Origin of the sequence: Fictibacillus sp. 7GRE50 (assembly GCF_015903875.1) — a bacterium.
Classification (GTDB): Bacteria; Bacillota; Bacilli; order Bacillales; family Fictibacillaceae; genus Fictibacillus; species Fictibacillus phosphorivorans.
The window spans coordinates 385,005-402,879 of the sequence record NZ_JACZDW010000001.1; the positions used below are offsets into that span (position 1 = coordinate 385,005).

A 17,875-nucleotide genomic window follows, 5' to 3' on the forward strand; every position below is an offset into this window, starting at 1 on the left:
GGTAACCCCCCTTTATCTACATATACATATGTATGCAGACAAGAGGGGGGCTCATTCAAACTTTATGGTTTTAATTTTTTTCGTAGACTACAAAATCGTGATGATATTTGTTCTTTTCATCTACAACACCTGGTTTACGGGAAACTTCCTTCCATTCCTCACGATTGATTTCTGGAAAATACGTATCAGCATCAAAGGTGTGGTGGATCTCTGTGACATACAAGCGATCTGCAACAGGCATGAACAGCTTAAAGATCTCCGTTCCCCCTATCACACATAGTTCTTCTGTTTCTTTTTGAATGACTTCGTCGACAGAATGAACGACCGTCGTTCCCTCAGCTTGATACTGCTCATCTCTTGTTACCACGATATTCTCTCGACCAGGCAAAGGCTTTCCTATGGATTCATATGTTTTACGACCCATCACGATCGGCTTTCCCATCGTTACGTTTTTAAAATGCTTGAGATCGTTAGGCAAGTACCACGGTAGATCATTGTCTTTACCGATTGCGCGATTTTCATCCATCGCTACAACAAACGAGATCATACGCTCACCACGCCTTTAATATGTGGATGTGACTCATAGTCTACAAGCTCAAAGTCATCGAAAGTGAAATCAAAAATACTCGTCACGTTTGGATTAATCTTCATCTTCGGAAGCGGCTTTGGCTCACGAGTGAGCTGCAGCTCTACTTGTTCAAGGTGATTGGTGTAAATGTGCGCGTCCCCAACAGTGTGAACGAATTCTCCTGGTTTAAGTCCGGTCACTTGTGCCACCATCATCGTTAACAAAGCATATGACGCAATATTAAAAGGCACACCTAAGAAACTGTCTGCTGAGCGCTGATAAAGCTGACAGGAGAGCTTTCCATCCGCAACATAAAATTGAAACAATAAATGACATGGTGGCAGCGCCATATTCGGAATATCAGAAGGATTCCATGCAGAGACGATTAATCGTCTTGAATCTGGATTCTTCTTGATGTCTTCAATTACGTTTGATATCTGATCGATCGTCTCACCGTTCGGAGCAGACCATGAGCGCCACTGATGTCCATAAACAGGCCCTAGGTTTCCATCTTCATCGGCCCACTCATCCCAAATCCGTACACCGTTTTCTTTTAAATAAGCAATATTTGTGTCGCCTTTTAAGAACCAAAGCAATTCATGAATAATCGATTTTAAATGCAGCTTTTTAGTCGTAACAAGCGGAAAGCCTTTCTGTAGGTCAAACCTCATCTGACGACCGAACACAGAAACGGTCCCCGTGCCTGTCCGATCCTCTTTTTTCGTACCGTTATGTAGAATATCTTGAAGAAAATCCAGATATTGTTTCATCCCTCATCGCCTCCTATTTTTCTTTTAATCGTATCATACGAAAAGTCATAAAAATAGCTTCAACACCTAACACTTTTTCCCTTCTATACACATAAAAATAATAGTGAAGAAAGGAGTGGAAGCATGTTAGAGATGAACCCGATCTTAATCGAAGGACATCCGTTTACCGCTGTCACCCTTCGTTTGCCAAAAACGAATTTTATGGCTGTATTCAACGACAATGGATATATCATGTGTGGGGCACTTGACGTAGCTCTTTTAAACGAAAAGTTAGCAGACCGTAAAATTATCGCAGGACGCGCTGTTGGAGTAAGAACAATCGAACAGCTGCTGGATGCACCTTTAGAATCTATTACTCTTGAAGCAAAAGAAAAAGGTATTGAAGTTGGTATGCAAGGGCGAAAGGCACTTTTAAAAATGATTTAGAGCATTTTATCGGCGAGATTTGAAATATATCGGCAAGAAAAAGAATATATCGGCCAAAAATCATTTATATCGGCAACTTTTCAAATATATCGGCGAAAAAAGAAATATATCGACATTTCCAATAAAACGACAACACCCTCTGCCAAAATGGCAGAGGGTGTTTCATTATGCTTTAAAACGATCTCTTGTTATTTTTAATGAAATAAGATTAATGCATAAGACCAAGGATAAGAACTGTATGCGCTTCGCATCATTGATATATATGTAGACACATAGTAAGTAAACGCCACTGATGATAAAGGCAATTTGTAAGCAGTACATCATCTGAATCAATTTTTTGAAATTCAAAGTGATCCCCACTTTCTTTATCCAGTTCACGATATTTCGTTCACCCTATTAGTATATCAGTCTACCTTGAAAAATGAATCGTTTCCTTCTTTTTGAAATGGATTTGTAATATAAGGAAAACTCAGAACAGATCCAATTGCCTTGGAGCCAAAAAGTCGTATTGAATGTCCAGAAGTTCAATCATCTGCTTCGCGTTATCGGCAGCATCTCCACCCGAATTATTGTTAAAAAGAATGGTTAGATCCTTCGTTTCTGAAGAAAGCTGTTGTATGCGCTCCCTCCATCCTTGAAGTTCTGTCTCATTATAACGATATAGATAACGTACTTCCCTCCAGTTCGGTTGACCTTGGTTGTTCCAGCCATAAACGTTTCGGCCATGCATCCTAACAAGTGTCTTTTCCGATGTTGTGTGCATGACGATTGGAATCGAGCCTTGTCCGGCTTGAGGTTCATCACAAATTGTATGAATCCAATTCTCTTCCCTAATAAATTGAAGCGTCTTCTCCTTCATTTCATCACTGAACCAGGTTTGATTACGAAACTCAAGAGCTAAAGGAATATCACCCATCATTTCTTTTGCATAGCGAAGCATCTGGACATTTTCTTTCTTACAATCAAACCACGGTGGATACTGAAACAAGACCATTTCAAGCTTGCCTGACGAGATGACAGGTTGAATAGACTCTATAAACGCCTCATACATTTCTTTGACAGATTCAAAAGGCAGCTTGCCTCTTGAATGTCCCGTCATCCCTTGATACGCCTTTACAACAAACGAAAAATCCTGTGGTGTAGAAGCTACCCACTTTTCATAGTTTTTGACAGGCTGTACCGCGTAAAAGGAAGAATCAACTTCTACAACAGGAAAGTGGCCGCAATATACAGCAAGCTTTTCTCTTGCAGGAGTACCATCTGGATAAAGAGAATCGTGATCTCCCCAGCCTGTTACACCGATTTTTATCATTCTTTGAAGTCACCTGCCTGTGAGTTACAATTTATTTAATCCTTTTGACCGGACAAACTCTTTCATATACGTTCGTTTAGGAGTCGCCATCGATGCTGTGATCTGCGTGACCCAGCCTTCTGTACGTTTTCCGCTTGTTCTTTCTGTGTAATATGCAGCAGTTTCTTTTTCATACTGATCAAGGAGAGCTTCTGTTTCCTCAGAATTTTGGTATTGATTTTTATGAAAAACGGCTGACATCGGCAAGCGAGGCTTTTTCCCAGGCTCAGCGTCCGGATATCCAACCGCTACCCCAAACAACGGAAGTACATGGTCTGGGCAATCCAATAACGCTGAAACTTCCTGCAGTTGATTACGAATTCCCCCTATATAAACGATACCAAGTCCGAGAGACTCTGCCGCTACAGATAGGTTTTGTGCAGCAAGAGCGGCATCCACCGATCCTACGATAAACGCTTCAGTGGATTGGATCGTTTCTTGAATATCTATTGACTTCATGTTTGCTGCAATTGTATGACGGTTGTAATCCATACAAAAGACAAAGAAATATCCATTGTCTGCAACATAAGACTGATTACCCGCAAGCTCAGCTAGTTTTTCTTTCTTTTCCCGGTCTTCTACTCCAATAATCGTACAAACTTGTTGATAGCTTGAAGTAGACGCAGCTTGAGCACATTGTACAAGTGTTTCAACCGTTTCATCATCTAACGGCTTGTCTTTAAATTTTCGAATCGATCGGTGAGCTAATATTGTTTCTATAATTTCGTTCATCACATAAGCTCCTTCTTTAAAGTTATGGTTGATTGCATTATATCTTTTTCGTATATAAAAAAGCGAACCATTTGAAGTCTCAATAATCTCTTCTTCTCATTAACGCAAAGAGATGGTATACTAATTTAGCGATGAGCTAATTGCATAAGACGAGATTGACGCGCCTTTTGGCAATGCACTATGTGGAGTGCTGTCTCTCGCCGCAATATACGCAAAAAAGACGTCCAATCGGGCGTCTTTTTTCTATATATTCTTACCTGACACTAAAAAAACAAAAGTTAAGTGAGGAGAGAGAAGATGAAGAAAAGTTATACAATTTTACTTCTAATCTGCTTGTTTGCAACATTATTATCTGCATGCTCAAAAAATGAATCTTCAGAGTCAGCCAAAAAAGAATCTAATGTAGAATTAACAATTTCAGCTGCAGCCAGTCTACAAGATGTATTAAATAAAATTGCGACCCAATATGAAAAAGAAAATCCGAATGTCAGCATCACTTATAATTTCGGAGGCTCTGGTGCCCTTCAACAGCAAATCTCTAATGGTGCACCTGTTGATCTTTTTTTCTCTGCAGCAGAAGATAAATTTGACCAGCTTGTTAAAGAAGGCCTCATTGAAAAGAAACTAGGAACTGATCTTGTAGGAAATGAACTTGTCTTAGTCGTTGGGAAAGACTCACAAAACATCAAGCGTTTTGAAGATTTGATAAAGGTAAAAAAAATAGCGGTTGGTACTCCTGAAACGGTTCCAGCAGGTCAATACGCCACAGAAACGCTAGGGAATTTGGAGTTATTAAAAGAAGTTGAACAAAGAATCGTTTACGCAAAAGACGTTCGCCAAGTGCTTACATACGTAGAAACGGGTAATGTCGATGCTGGTATCGTTTATAAGACTGATACGATGATCTCTTCTAAAGTCAAAGTAGCAGCTGTTGCTAAAGAAGATACTCATTCGCCTATCATCTATCCAGTCGGAGTAATAAAAGAGACTTCTCATAGAAAAGAAGCAGAGCAGTTCTATAAATATTTGCAAAAAGAAGAAACATTAAATACGTTTGAAAAGTTCGGTTTTAAAAAGGTTGAATAATCGTTCACTTACGAGCATGTAAACACAAAAAAGCCTTGGTGCAGTCTTACACCAAGGCTTTTCTTTATTAACCGATTGAACCTTCCATCTCAAACTTGATTAACGAAGACTTTCATAACATATTAAATAGATGTAAAAACTCTGTTAATTCAAGGTTTTCCATGTATTGATTTTTAAACTATTTCAATGCTTTTCAAATTCAGTTGGCACAAAGTTGGCACGAAGCCTTCCTTCTCCTAAGGATCTTAATTTAACCCTTTAACTTCCTTATGGCTTTTGCTTGTTAAACTTATTGTTAATGTTCAATTGATTTATGTTCCATAGATCTAGTAACAATTTCTGAATTACGATTCGTATTTAACACTGGCGTAACAGGTTTAAATAAATTCTTATCAACTTTATTAGTAATAATAAAGTTATACATATCCATATCCTGTTTGAATTTTACAGTTTTCAATGGTATTGCGATTAAAGTTAAAATAATGATCTCAAATATCGCTTTTTCACCTACTAACAGTATCCCTATTAATGGCATTGTCATTAACAGCTTTCTCAATGAAAAATCCCCCTATTTATATTTTCATAATTTTTCAAAAATAACCTGATTATATTTTACCACATTATTACAAATTTGATATCTACTATCCTTACCAGATTAAATTAAAAAACAAAAAGCACTCCTAAATGATATGCTCCCCTTAAGGTAGACAGATGAAATAAAAAGTCTGTTTATCTTAAGGGGAGTTTTTTTATGGGGTATTCTAAAGAGTTTAAATACACAGTCTTATCTACTTATAAAGAGGGCGATTTTACAATAAAAGAGCATTGTAAAAAGTTTGAGATAGCCAAGACCTCTCTTAAGAAATGGATTGAGCAATTTGAGAGATATGGAATGGAAGGTCTTAGATCCTCAAGTCCCTGGAAGTCTTATTCTAAAGAGCTCAAGGTCAGAGCTGTTAGGGATTATTTGTCAGGTCAATACTCTCAGAATGAACTTATAAGAATGTATGGTATTTCAAGTAGATCGGTCCTCCAGGAATGGATTAAGACGTATAATAGTTATAGAGAATTAAAGGGTACGTCTATGGGGAGGACGAGTTCTATGACTAAAGGAAGAAAAACAACATGGGGTGAACGTAGACAGATTGTACTTGATTGTTTGGAGAACGGGAAGGATTATCAGAAAAAAGCTGAAACATACGAGGTCTCCTACCAACAGGTGTATCAATGGGTTAAGAAGTATGAAAAAGATGGAGATGAAGCGCTTAAAGATAAGCGTGGAAGAACAAAGCAAGAAAACGAGTTAACACCTGATGAGGCATTTAAGTTACAGATGAAAAGATTAGAACGAGAGAATGAACGATTACGGGCGGAAAATGCATTCTTAAAAAAGTTAGAGGAGATCGAAAGGAGGCAAAAGTAGTCTATATACCAAATGAAAATAAATATATGGCCATCCAGGAACTACATGTTAAAGAAAAAGTAAGTATTCTTTTGCTTTGTGAAATCGCAGGTCTCTCACGAGCTGCCTATTATAAGTGGCTAAAACGAATGCCTTCTAAGCAAGAGCGTCAGAATAATGAGATTATAAAAGAGCTGAAAGCTCTCCATAAGAAAGTGGAGGGCATCTATGGGTATCGTCGAATGACAATGAATATAAACCGAATCTTAAACAAGAAATTTAATCCTAAACGGATTTATAGGCTGATGAGGGTTGCGGATATACAGTGCGTCATTCGAAAAAAGAAGAGTAGATATAAGCGTTCTATCCCCCAACATGTGGCGGAGAATGTGTTAAATCGTGAATTCACAGCAGAAAAGAAAAATACAAAATGGGTAACGGATGTCACAGAATTCAAATATGGTTCACAAAAGAAAGCTTATCTAAGTGCCATTTTAGATTTGTATGATGGATCAATCGTAAGCTATGTAGTAGGACATTCGAATAATAATAGCCTCGTGTTCAAAACGCTAGACCAAGCAATAGAACAGTTAGAGGAAGAACAACCACTTATTCACAGTGATCGAGGATTTCAGTACACTTCTCATGGGTTCAAACGCAAGGTGGATCAAGCCCAAATGACTCAAAGCATGTCACGTGTGGGTAGATGTATAGATAATGGACCAATGGAATCATTCTGGGGAACCCTCAAGTGTGAAAAGTATTACTTACATAAATTTGAGACATTTGAAAACCTGTCTATAGCGATAGATGAGTATATCCATTTTTATAATTATGAAAGATATCAAAAACGATTAAACGGCCTCAGCCCTATAGAATATAGAGCTGAAGCCTCTTAGTTGGTTTTTATTATTTTTACTGTCTACTTGACGGGGTGCAGTTCAAAATGAGAGTGCTTTTAAATCTTTAATTTTAATGGTACTTGCGATGTACCGTCTTCCCGTCATACGTGAACAACACAGGCTTTTGCTCAATCTTTGTCTCCATGTGAACAGGTCTTCCCCAGAGATGATGAAGATGCGGCAGTACTTTTTCAAGATACTTCACATCAAGTTCCATATCCTCATAGCTATGATTGAGGTATAGCTCCCCATTCTTCATGTAATCTGCGTCATTTACTGTAATGTATGGAAACCCTCCGTTCACACGCATACTCACGAGCTGGTCACGTACTTCCTCCCACTGCTTGTCGACAATCTTGTATTCCTTCCCTTGCTTTTGGAACAGATACATGTCTTCTCTTTGTGCTAAATCTTTAGTTAAATAGTTTCGGATAAACGACATGTCGGATTCCAGTTCACGGACCTCGAACATTTTCTCTCGTCCTGATCCTGGTTTAACCCCTTGTCTGATCAGCTCTTCATCTGGGTTGTTGTAGCGTTCTTCGATGTTCTTGAAGATCTGTAACCCTAAGTAATATGGATTGATCGATGTTTTCGATGGTTGGACAACACCCGCGTTTAATTTAGCGAATTCAATCGTTTCATGAGAGGTCAAGTCCATTTCTTGTAGAATTTTGGCGTGCCAGTAGCTAGCCCAGCCTTCGTTCATGATTTTACACTATTCGATTCAAATGCCACCAATTATGAGAAATTATTGTTTTTTTACATTAGACATGAGGTTAATTTTCCTCTGCCTTTCTATTGATATGTCTAAATGGTTACAGATTCTTTGTTTATCTTTATAACTTGTCTCAAACATATATAGGTGGTTAATTACTAAACCCCTAAGTAAACTATAACCAATTAAATTATTTTTATCTGTTAAATCTTTTTTTAAAGTTGCAATATCATTAAATGGTATTGTCTGAATATGGTCTAACTTTATAGATAAGTCTATTAATCTAATAGCATTGGTATAATTCTCATCTAAAATATGCTTAAATATTTCCGATAGTTTATCTGTACCCACGGAGGTTGATATTTTTTTAATAAAATGAAAGGACATAGCAGTACAGATATTGAATACAAAACTCCTTGCTTCATTTTCAATTTCTACCTTACCAGAAATCCCCTTCTCACTTATTACCTTTTCTATTTCCTTAACGATGGAGTCCATATGAGTATTTATCATATTTAGAAAGGAACTTAAGGATCTCAATCCAAGGAAATATGCCTCACTGCCTAAAATGATTTTTTGGGTTCGTTTAATTGACCCATAATAATTTTTTAAGACCAAACCAACAATTTCCAAAGTTTTAAATGACCAATTCAATTTCCCTAAAATGTCTAATTCTTTTGCCTCATCATCCCTTATATCATAACCAGTAGCAGCTATTTCATTTTGACTTCTTTCTATTTGGTCTTTCATTTCTAACCTTTGCGTTCTATGCTCTTTAACTTCTTTGTTATCAATTACTAACTTAGGTACATCACTAATAAGTTGATTCAAATTATTAATTTCATCATTTAATTCTGTAGGTTTGAATTCATTAAATATAGACTGAGCATTAATTAAAATTTCATTTAAAATAAAAGGATCTTTTGATATATGTGTTAAAAACATTATTATATTTGCGTATTCTTCATAATATAGGTTTTTACACATTTCAGATACTTTTTCTCTTATACCTGGTTCTGAAATATTAATGGCTAAGTATCTTGCTACAAAATAGTAGTACGTATAATTATATTTAAATTTATAAGTTTCTTGTATAGATTCTAAAATAGAAGCTTCAACTAGTTTAGAGAAATACTTATCAAATTTATAATCAAGAGCATACTCATCACAATACCAACTATTAAAATTTTCTAATTCGATTTTAGATTTTTCAATAGTTTTATCTTCAAAATAGACGTAGGCCAACTCAGTAATATAATTATAAAAAGCATCAATATCTTCATTTTTCATATTAAGATTAATAAGAGATTGTTTAATTAAATGTTCATAATAATAACCATAAGTACTTTCAGCAAGGTTATGTGATTCACCTGACTCTAAAGTCTGTAACATTACTAGAATAAAAAAAGGATATGATGGAACGTAATTATTTCCAATAATCGTGTTAATAGTGTTTTCAAAATAATCGTTTTTTGAGATTAGTTCCTTTTCATCCAAAGTTTCTAAATCACCTATACTATTCCATTGATTAATTAATTGAGCTCTAAGTCTATGACCAAAGTGCATAATCTCAAGTTTTTGAAATCTCTCAAGTAATTCTTCATGTGTATCATCATTAAATAGTAGTTCTAAAAACTTAAAAAGTTCGTTTCCAGTAATAATAATATTGTCAAAGTATCTATCTAAATTAGCTAGTAGGTTTAAAGAAAATTTGTTATTCAATTTATTTTGATCGTAATCATCTATAATAATAATCTTCTTATTATCTGGTAATTGTTTAAATTCATCTAGAGATTCTTCAGAATATTGGTTGTTGTAAGCTTTATATAGCACCTTATTAAAATCATCAATGGAAGATTTTTTTATATCTCTTCCATTTACTAAAACTGGAACATAGCCATTTAACTTATAATGCTTATAAATAGTTTTACATAGTGTACTTTTACCAGATTTCTCTTCCCCTGTAATAAAAAATTTATTTTCACTTCCAATTTCTTTTATAACTTCTAAATTAACATATTCACTTATGTCTTCTTTTAATTTCACTTCATATTTTATGACTTTTGCATCAGGAAAGATATAAATATCATCTAGTGAAATTTCTGATTTTTTTGGATGTTTCAAAGTTAACCCAGGATCATTTAAATAATTATTAAAATCTTCGTTGTTTTCATTAACAGATGAGTTTGTACTTCCTATCCTTAAATCCGTCCAATTAATCTGCTTATTTACATGATATTTATTAACTTCCCAACTAAATTTTAATATCTTTTGTTGTTGAAGATCCATATCAATAAGAATTAGATTGAAATCACTTTCAACTGGATTTCCTGTTTGTAGTGCACCACCTTCGATGTAACCAGTATAATTACCATCAAAGTCTAAGGACTGCTTATAAGTTGGAAAATGCTCGTGGCCAGTTAGAACAAGGTCTGAAAAATCTTCAATAATCTCTTTATTTGCTCTATTGTTAATAGGATCTAACCAATGTAAAGGATGATGAAGAAGAGTTATATTAATATCACCACTTGTTCTAATTTCATCTTTAAACAGATGCAAAGGATAGTACATTTTGCTAGGTTGCTCATGTCGTTCAGAAATCCAAGAGGTATTTAAACAGTTAAAGATTATCTTAATATCATTATCCAATTCAAAAAGATGTTTTTTAAATAATAGATGATCATAAATAATATGTTCTTTTTCTGTATATAAACTTGCGAAATCAATATAATTTAACTGCGGCGAACATATTTCCTTAATAATTTTGTCAGAAGGAATGTCAGTTGAATGGGTTCTTATATTTTCAAGTAACACCTGTCTTAATGATTGATCAGTAGAAAAATCACAATCATGGTTACCAGGAATAGTAATAATATAAATATTTATTTCCCTTTCCTTTATTAAAGAGTTTTTTAATCCTTCTAGAAACTCTACTCCAATTTCATATTCAACTTGAGACCCTGAAAATGCCATATCACCAGTCATTACTATAAAAAGAGTCTCTATATCATATAATTCACTTTTTATTGCAAGACTAATTTTTTCAACTTTTTCTAAAAGACTATTGTTTTTCATTTTTAAAATGTATATCACTGATATGTAACATAGAAAATTTCATTTCACTTTACCCCTTCCTAAGAAAATAGACAACTAATACCAAATATTCGACAAATTGTATTATTTTTCCTTTAAAATAACAAAATTGAACACTTAATAATTAAATCCAACAATATAAAAAAGCCCCTGTAGGGAGATTTCTAAAGGGACTTTTGAACATTTATAGCATTCTTTAATAGCCCATATGAAACCTATTGAATTACCAGACCTTATTTTGCGTTATGTAGAAAATATGTAAAAAAAAGTTAGGATTAATCCCTAGCCTTTTAATGGACATTTTCGCAAGTTTGTTTCCGAGTAAATAAAAATTTGATAAAACAAATTTAACGGACAATCCTTCTAATGAATACAATCCTATTTGATCTCCGCTTATTTTTTCTGATCTTGCACGCTGAACTGCGATATCCAATGTTCTTAGAACTTACCTTTTTGGAACATGAAAGTGAGACGTACCAAAGCCTTTTAGACTGTTTCTCGTAAATTGTCCCCATAGAGTCTACTTAATTGAGACACTTTCTCTATTTCACGAGACTCGATGCAGTTCTTAATTGCATCAATTTAAAAATGCCAAAACCACCAAAAAGGTGGTTTTGGCTTGTAGCTATGGAATAATAAAAAGTTACCAAACAGATGAAATTTACTTTCTTTAATTACAACTCATTAACAAAATGGGCTGTCTACTATCGGATAGAATCGTAATTATCTTTTCTTAATATATGATAAAAGTATCTTTATACTTTCATCAATTCAACCTTATTTATTTCTAAATATGCATGGAATGCAGGATTTATTTCATATCGTTGATTTTTTTTATTTTTTAAAACTAATTTACGAGCCAAGTTTTCAGTAATTTTCTTGGGTCTTTTTTCACTAAAATACTCAAACTTATTTTCTGCAACTTCCAATCCCAAAAAAGTCAATTCGCACAAGACTTCAATAATATGCTTTGTATCTTTATCAGCTGTACACCACTCTACTAAACAATTTTCTAATTCATTTTTATCGATAATAGAATTATGTCCTGCAAATTCATAAAATACTGACTCTAATTCCGGAATTCTATTCCCGTTTTCAGGAAGTAAAGACTGCAAAGCATATTCTGAATATTTAAATTCAGCTGCCTTAAAATCTTCCTCTTCTACTTTAGCATGCTCTTTGTTTATCGCTTCTTGAAAAGCCATTTTAAACAAAATTATAATATCACGTGGTCTAGGAAGAATAAAACTAGTTATATAGTCTTTTAAAGCTTGTCCATTAACAGTCTCACAGAAATAATCTCTCCAAAGAACTTCAGGACTTGGAATTTCATCAATATTATATTCAATCCTCTGCTCTATAACCTTAAATAACAGATTAGGCTCAGTCCATGATAGATTTTTATATGGTATTTTATCTCTTTCGTTTGCATATTTCATAACTCTAGTAAAGATATCACTTCTTAAAAAAGCAATAAGTGATAATTCTACATCAACCTGCTTATAATTTTTCATTCTAAACTCATCAGTAATTCTTTGGCCTACATTTAACAATCCAAACAATAATTGACTTAATCTTTCGAGATTAACATTGTCACTCCAATTCTTGTCTAGATTATCAATTAAAATACATACCCTCTCTTTTGAATGAAAAACTTTACCTAGTTTTTGTCTTAAATGAGAAATTATCTTGCTATGTAAAATTTCACTTACTTTAACTCTTTGCTGATCAATTTCATTATTGTAGTCTAATAACTTTAATTTAGTGACTGCATTTTCAAGTCTAAGTGTGAAATCAGCATTGATAAGTTTTTCATTTTTTTTAATAAAGTCCTCTAGTTCTAATTCATCATTGGTTTTAGGTATCTGAGGGGGTTGGTTACATAAATATTCATAATATGATTTTGCTAGTTCTGTATAAATCAAAAATTTCCAAATGCTTTCGATTAAATGTCCTTGTTCAGAACTGGTTAATGTTTTTTCTAATATATTTAATACACCTTCGAATTCATGACCTTGGGGTTGTATGGAACAAACAAAGTTTCTTTTATCTGAAGATAGCTCATCTTTAATTTTTATTAAATTTGCTGTTTTACCAGTACCTTTTCTACCTACAAAAAGTACCTGCTGTGATTTGAGTGCTTCCTTGTATTCTGCTGTTTCAACAAAGTATTCTATTAAATCAACTGGCTCGTTTTCCGCTACATGGTCACCAATGATTAAACTCTTTATACTATTAAGAGCTTTTTGTCCTGCTTTGTGCTGTCTGTTTTCTTCCTTCATATTATTCCGTTTATTTATCAAGGGTTCAAGCCAAGTCTCCGAAATTTCAACACACTTTTTACTTGTTTTATGTGTATGCAAATGGTCATGATAATCTAAAGGTGTTTCATAAGGTTCATGAGCTAAAATGAGCAAATTTAGATCCAGGCCTTGTGCAATTCCCGCTACCATTGCTTTTTCTGATGACCAAAAAATATCTTCACCAACTTCTCCATCTTGATTTAAAGTGTGAAAATGTACTAAAACTCCTAAAGAATTTTGCAATGCTTTAACATACCAACTTAGTGGGTTACGACCTTCATATGGATCTGCTGTTAATAATGGTAGCTTTGAACTTTGTACTAGTGAAGTTAACTCTGTTGAAGCTGTTGTTCCTGTTCCACACTTCAAATAAACCAAACTTTTGGTGTTACCCAAATTTTCATCTTGAATATTTATTGTTTCTGCTAATTGATGTGGATTTTCTTTGAAAAATTTAATTTTAAGTTCATCTGCGTTATTATATCCTGCATATCCAATGGTTGTTAATGATTTTAACTGACGGTAATTGCTAGTAGATTTATTATGGGTTTCATTGAGAGTTATCCAAATTTTCTTTTTCTTACCAACTGCATATCCAAGTTCAAACAGTACATTGAAATTTAAGAAAGTTAAGTCGCAAATAAATAAATCACTATCATCAATAGTTTTTAATATTACATCTATCATATGTTTACCTGTTACATTTAGATCTTCCCATCTTGTTATTTTAACTGCTTTAGTAGCATTAATATTTTTTACTGCTTTAGCAATGTCTTCTTTTAAACTCTCGTTTCCTGATGGATAAGCATAAAATGCTTTAACAGTAGCCATAACAAGAACCTCACTTTATTTTAAATTTCACAGAAAATTAATACTGTTAAATCAATTATACCAAAATCCAAAATATGTTAAAGAAGGAAGTTTTGAATACTTTCGTTAAAAGTACGTAAAAAAGTCTTAGAAATTTTCGGCATTCTTGTAATCAGACTGTTTAATATTTGGTAATTCTTAGCTATGATTGAATCAATTGTACTTCAAGCTTCGAAGGCTGCAGATTCCAATTAAGAATGAGAAGTAACTAGATCCTCAAACACATCATTATAAAAAAAAATATACTTTTCCCAAGAACTGAATTTTTTATCAAACTGTATTAATTGATTATTCTTCCGAAATTGTTATAAAAAGAGGTAAACGTTCATTAAGTCTATTTACACATATTTGAACAGCTGAATGGGCTTAACTCTCTGCAAGATTAACAGTTCGTAAATGTGTACATTTTCGAATTTTATAATCTTAGAGATAAAATGAAAAACCCCTTGCAATTTAGAAAATTATTCAATTTATTCCGATAATCCCCACAATTATTACTCTTTCACCTTAAATATGTAATCATTTTTAAAATCATTTACGGTCCTGTAACCATTTTTGCATTATTTCTCGACATTTAATATTTACTCTTGTTTTATAACGATTCTGGAGGTGTATTAAATCCCTTTAAAAGTTGGTGCTGAATATGAAATTTTTAAACACTATTAAAAACATTTTCCCATCTTATTTAAAACTACCTGTCATCGTCATTCTTTTGTTGCAGTTTATATCGTTTTTTACTTTTTTTATGTTTGTTCCTTTTATATCCACTTACTTTAATCAAAATGTCGGCTTTTCTTTAGGTTTTGTTGGTTTCATTCTCGCAATAAGAATTTTGAGTCAACAAGGTCTAATGATTGTAGGAGGTGCCCTGGCTGATCGATTAGGATATAAAAAAATAGTGGTAATCGGATTTTTCTTTCGCGGAATTGGATTTGCATCGATGGGATTAACCACAAATGGTTTTTTGGTCATAATTGCAGCTATTTTGAGTGGACTAGGCGGAGCATTATTCAGTCCTGCTCTTAAAGCAAATTTAACTTCGCTAACACCAGAAGGAAAGCATAAGGAAATATTTTCTCTAATGAATATCATAGAGAACGCTGGAACTGTATTGGGACCATTAGCCGGACTTTATTTTTCAATAGATGACTTTAAACATCTTAGTGTTCTTTCAGGATTATTATTTCTGATTCTTTGTATAGTTGCTATATTTCTCCCAAAAGTATCTAAGCCACTTAATACTAAGACTTGGATCCAAGAATTTGCTGAAATTATTAAAGATAAGTCATTTGTAGGTTTGACTGTTAGTTTGATTCCTTTTCATTTTTTATATCAACAGCTGTATCTAACATTACCAATCATTTCAACGAATGTGACAGGGTCTTCTGGTTGGATTTTTACTTTTGTAACTTTAATAATTATTATTTTCCAGTGGCCTGTATTCTTAATGATTAAGGATAGAACGATTCATTCATTATTCTTTTTCAGTTATGTTACTATTCTAATTTTTATTGTCCCCATTACGTTTGGAAACAATATAGCTACTCTATTATTAGTGCTAACTGGAATTGCTATTGGATCGATTACATTACTGCCATTGTTCCAAAGCTATATTGCCCACAATTCCCCTAAAGAATCACTGGCAGCCTATTTTGGTTTTTCAAACTTAGCAATGGCAATCGGGGGATCATTAGGTAATTTGGTAGGTGGAGTTATATATGATTATTTTTTAAAAAACGGTCAACCAGAAAAATATTGGATCGTAGTCAGCTTCTTAAGCCTTTTGCCTTTATTCATTCTTTATAAAAAAAACAAAACAAAAAAGACATTAAAACCTAAGGAGGAATGGTAATGAATTTAAAATCATCCTTACAATTAATTGATATTAATAGAATTATGCTTCATGAACCATATGAACCAGCACGTCTTTCTAAAATTAAGAATGCCATAAAACTAGATGGTGTAATAAGAAATCCGATCATAGCTCTACATTTAGAAAACGAAAAATATTTAGTTTTAGATGGTGCACATCGATTAAACGCACTAAAAGAAATGGGGTGTTTGAGAGTTCCCATACAAATTGTGGATCCCAATCATGTAAGAATAAACGCATGGCATCACATAGTTCCAGCTGGAAAATGGTTTGAAGAATTAACAAAACATCCATCAATAGAAGTAACAAAAAAAGTTCGAGCAGATGAAATCCCTCTTGCAACTCTGTCGTTTCATGACCATTCCGAACTTTATATTTATGCGAAGTACTCAACAAAAGAGCTATCTAAAAAGTTGGATGTTTGGCACGCCATTGTGAATGCTTACAGTGAATACCAAGAGGTACGACGTATACCTGCCCATTCTAAGGAAAGTCCAAACCTTGGTTTTATTCGATTTAACTATCCTGCAACATGTTTGGATACCATAAAAAAAGTTGTGAAACTTGGAAAACTCTATCCAGCTGGAGTTACTCGAATTCAAGTTAATGGGCGATTGTTAAATTTAAGGATTCCCTTTGAATTTTTAACATCTAAAAGTTTCGATGAGTTTGAATGGGAATCACTCTGTAAGCACCGAGAAGATAATTTACGTTTATATTCTGAAAATGTTTATCTTTATGAGGCATAATTCTGCAAAAATTATTGAATCTCATTTAACTGGAGGTATTTAATGTTACACACTATACAAAAAGCACCTGTGTATAACTCACTCAACCAATGTATCGGCAACACACCTATGGTTAGATTAGAGAGTTTATTTCCCCAACAAAATGTTTATGCAAAACTTGAATTTATGAATCCAGGTGGTAGCATGAAGGATCGCCCTGCGAAGTATTTCATAGAACAAGGACTGCAAAATGGACAAATAACTTCTGCAACTCACTTAATAGAAAGCAGTTCTGGAAACCTTGGCATTGCACTAGCAATGATTGCCCGTTATCACGGTTTATCTTTTACTTGTGTAGTCGATCCGAAAATTTCAAAGACAAATCTAAAAATCTTGAGAGCGTTTGGAGCAAATATCGTTATGGTCGAGGATAAAGACGATCAGGGTGGTTATTTAAAGACTAGAATAAACAAAGTTAAAGAAATTCTTGAAGAGTTACCCAATGGATATTGGATAAACCAATATGCCAATGAAAACAATTGGAAGGCACATTATTTAGGGACAGGTACTGAGATTATCGAACAGATTGATGCGAACATTGATTATTTAGTAGTACCCGTAAGTACTACAGGTTGTATTATGGGTACTAGCCGTAAACTTCGGGAAAAACATCCGAATTTAACGGTAATAGCCGTTGATGCTGTCGGATCAATAATCTTTAATACTCCTCCGGGAAAAAGAGAACTGCCTGGGTTCGGCGCTAGTAGAGTGCCGGAGATTTTAAATAATAACGAAATTGATAGGGTCATTCATGTTAATGATTTAGAATCCGTTAATGGATGTCATGAATTGTTACAAAGTGAAGGAATCTTTACTGGGGGTTCTTCCGGTGCTTCAGTTGCAGCTCTTAAAAAGTTAGTGAATTCTTTAGATAACCGTGAGAACATTGTAACTGTATTCCCTGATAGAGGAGATCGATATATTGATACAGTGTATGATGAACACTGGGTCTCACGGTTATGTTTATAATCATAAAAACTCTATTTATATGAA

At 33.8% G+C, this 17,875-nt stretch carries 13 protein-coding genes and 1 pseudogene; 6 read left to right on the top strand and 8 right to left on the bottom strand.

The features are described from left to right. Nucleotides 1-70 precede the first annotated feature (70 nt). Nucleotides 71-547 carry a dihydrofolate reductase gene (locus tag IHV12_RS01915; protein WP_197189687.1) on the bottom strand — a complete coding sequence of 159 codons (477 nt, stop codon included), beginning with the start codon at nucleotides 545-547 and terminating at the stop codon, nucleotides 71-73. Next, complete coding sequence (locus IHV12_RS01920) at nucleotides 544-1,338, bottom strand: thymidylate synthase (protein WP_197189688.1); 795 nt, start codon at nucleotides 1,336-1,338, stop codon at nucleotides 544-546. The genes IHV12_RS01915 and IHV12_RS01920 overlap by 4 nt, the downstream gene beginning before the upstream one ends. Nucleotides 1,339-1,461: 123 nt before the next feature. Between IHV12_RS01920 and IHV12_RS01925 the strand changes: the two genes are divergently transcribed. Beyond that, nucleotides 1,462-1,764: a YunC family protein gene (locus tag IHV12_RS01925; RefSeq protein ID WP_066397323.1), complete on the top strand. Its 303-nt coding sequence runs from the start codon at nucleotides 1,462-1,464 to the stop codon at nucleotides 1,762-1,764. A 469-nt stretch (nucleotides 1,765-2,233) separates the two neighbouring features. Here IHV12_RS01925 and IHV12_RS01930 read toward each other — a convergent pair whose 3' ends face one another. Beyond that, on the bottom strand, nucleotides 2,234-3,076 hold the full coding sequence (locus IHV12_RS01930; RefSeq protein WP_197189689.1) for a DUF72 domain-containing protein: 843 nt from the start codon (nucleotides 3,074-3,076) through the stop codon (nucleotides 2,234-2,236). Between the two features lie 24 nt (nucleotides 3,077-3,100). Beyond that, nucleotides 3,101-3,847 (bottom strand): oxygen-insensitive NADPH nitroreductase, encoded by a 747-nt coding sequence (gene nfsA / locus IHV12_RS01935; protein WP_197189690.1) that lies wholly within the window; start codon nucleotides 3,845-3,847, stop codon nucleotides 3,101-3,103. Between the two features lie 297 nt (nucleotides 3,848-4,144). On the opposite strand from nfsA, the gene modA reads away from it, so the two are divergent. Continuing rightward, nucleotides 4,145-4,933, top strand: a complete 789-nt coding sequence (gene modA, locus IHV12_RS01940; RefSeq protein WP_197189691.1) for a molybdate ABC transporter substrate-binding protein — start codon at nucleotides 4,145-4,147, stop codon at nucleotides 4,931-4,933. A gap of 295 nt (nucleotides 4,934-5,228) precedes the next feature. Here the strand turns inward: modA and IHV12_RS01945 are convergent, their stop codons facing one another. Next, the gene (locus tag IHV12_RS01945) at nucleotides 5,229-5,489 is read right to left on the bottom strand and encodes a hypothetical protein (RefSeq protein WP_197132099.1); all 261 of its coding nucleotides are present in this window, start codon (nucleotides 5,487-5,489) and stop codon (nucleotides 5,229-5,231) included. 195 nt (nucleotides 5,490-5,684) lie between these two features. Between IHV12_RS01945 and IHV12_RS23010 the strand changes: the two genes are divergently transcribed. After that, nucleotides 5,685-7,234 (top strand): IS3 family transposase gene (locus tag IHV12_RS23010; RefSeq protein ID WP_370568758.1). Its coding sequence is split into 2 segments (ribosomal slippage): nucleotides 5,685-6,309 and nucleotides 6,309-7,234, totalling 1,551 coding nucleotides; the frame shifts between segments, so codons are not numbered across the junction. Nucleotides 7,235-7,307: 73 nt separating this feature from the next. Here the strand turns inward: IHV12_RS23010 and IHV12_RS01960 are convergent. The 3 genes and pseudogenes from IHV12_RS01960 to IHV12_RS22555 all read right to left on the bottom strand — a co-directional run. Further along, a pseudogene (locus tag IHV12_RS01960) lies at nucleotides 7,308-7,952 on the bottom strand (SpoVR family protein); the annotation flags it as partial. Nucleotides 7,953-7,988: 36 nt separating this feature from the next. Beyond that, a complete protein-coding gene (locus tag IHV12_RS01965) occupies nucleotides 7,989-11,030 on the bottom strand; it encodes an ATP-binding protein (RefSeq protein ID WP_197189693.1) in 3,042 nt (1,013 codons plus the stop codon). A gap of 773 nt (nucleotides 11,031-11,803) precedes the next feature. Next, on the bottom strand, nucleotides 11,804-14,182 hold the full coding sequence (locus tag IHV12_RS22555; RefSeq protein WP_231607365.1) for a P-loop ATPase, Sll1717 family: 2,379 nt from the start codon (nucleotides 14,180-14,182) through the stop codon (nucleotides 11,804-11,806). Between the two features lie 682 nt (nucleotides 14,183-14,864). Between IHV12_RS22555 and IHV12_RS01975 the strand changes: the two genes are divergently transcribed. Genes IHV12_RS01975 through sbnA form a run of 3 tightly spaced genes read left to right on the top strand, consistent with a single transcriptional unit; the run spans nucleotide 14,865 to nucleotide 17,851 of the window. Beyond that, on the top strand, nucleotides 14,865-16,073 hold the full coding sequence (locus IHV12_RS01975) for an MFS transporter (protein WP_197129860.1): 1,209 nt from the start codon (nucleotides 14,865-14,867) through the stop codon (nucleotides 16,071-16,073). Beyond that, the gene (locus tag IHV12_RS01980; protein ID WP_197129858.1) at nucleotides 16,073-16,843 is read left to right on the top strand and encodes a ParB N-terminal domain-containing protein; all 771 of its coding nucleotides are present in this window, start codon (nucleotides 16,073-16,075) and stop codon (nucleotides 16,841-16,843) included. The genes IHV12_RS01975 and IHV12_RS01980 overlap by 1 nt, the downstream gene beginning before the upstream one ends. Nucleotides 16,844-16,885: 42 nt before the next feature. Further along, nucleotides 16,886-17,851: a 2,3-diaminopropionate biosynthesis protein SbnA gene (gene sbnA, locus IHV12_RS01985; RefSeq protein ID WP_197129856.1), complete on the top strand. Its 966-nt coding sequence runs from the start codon at nucleotides 16,886-16,888 to the stop codon at nucleotides 17,849-17,851. Nucleotides 17,852-17,875 lie beyond the last annotated feature (24 nt).

Bases quoted from the DNA above. Each gene is read 5' to 3' on its own strand.
- IHV12_RS01915 (WP_197189687.1), bottom strand. From the start codon at position 547: ATGATCTCGTTTGTTGTAGCGATGGATGAAAATCGCGCAATCGGTAAA.
- IHV12_RS01920 (WP_197189688.1), bottom strand. From the start codon at position 1,338: ATGAAACAATATCTGGATTTTCTTCAAGATATTCTACATAACGGTACG.
- IHV12_RS01925 (WP_066397323.1), top strand. From the start codon at position 1,462: ATGTTAGAGATGAACCCGATCTTAATCGAAGGACATCCGTTTACCGCT.
- IHV12_RS01930 (WP_197189689.1), bottom strand. From the start codon at position 3,076: ATGATAAAAATCGGTGTAACAGGCTGGGGAGATCACGATTCTCTTTAT.
- nfsA (WP_197189690.1), bottom strand. From the start codon at position 3,847: ATGAACGAAATTATAGAAACAATATTAGCTCACCGATCGATTCGAAAA.
- modA (WP_197189691.1), top strand. From the start codon at position 4,145: ATGAAGAAAAGTTATACAATTTTACTTCTAATCTGCTTGTTTGCAACA.
- IHV12_RS01965 (WP_197189693.1), bottom strand. From the start codon at position 11,030: ATGAAAAACAATAGTCTTTTAGAAAAAGTTGAAAAAATTAGTCTTGCA.
- IHV12_RS22555 (WP_231607365.1), bottom strand. From the start codon at position 14,182: ATGGCTACTGTTAAAGCATTTTATGCTTATCCATCAGGAAACGAGAGT.
- IHV12_RS01975 (WP_197129860.1), top strand. From the start codon at position 14,865: ATGAAATTTTTAAACACTATTAAAAACATTTTCCCATCTTATTTAAAA.
- IHV12_RS01980 (WP_197129858.1), top strand. From the start codon at position 16,073: ATGAATTTAAAATCATCCTTACAATTAATTGATATTAATAGAATTATG.
- sbnA (WP_197129856.1), top strand. From the start codon at position 16,886: ATGTTACACACTATACAAAAAGCACCTGTGTATAACTCACTCAACCAA.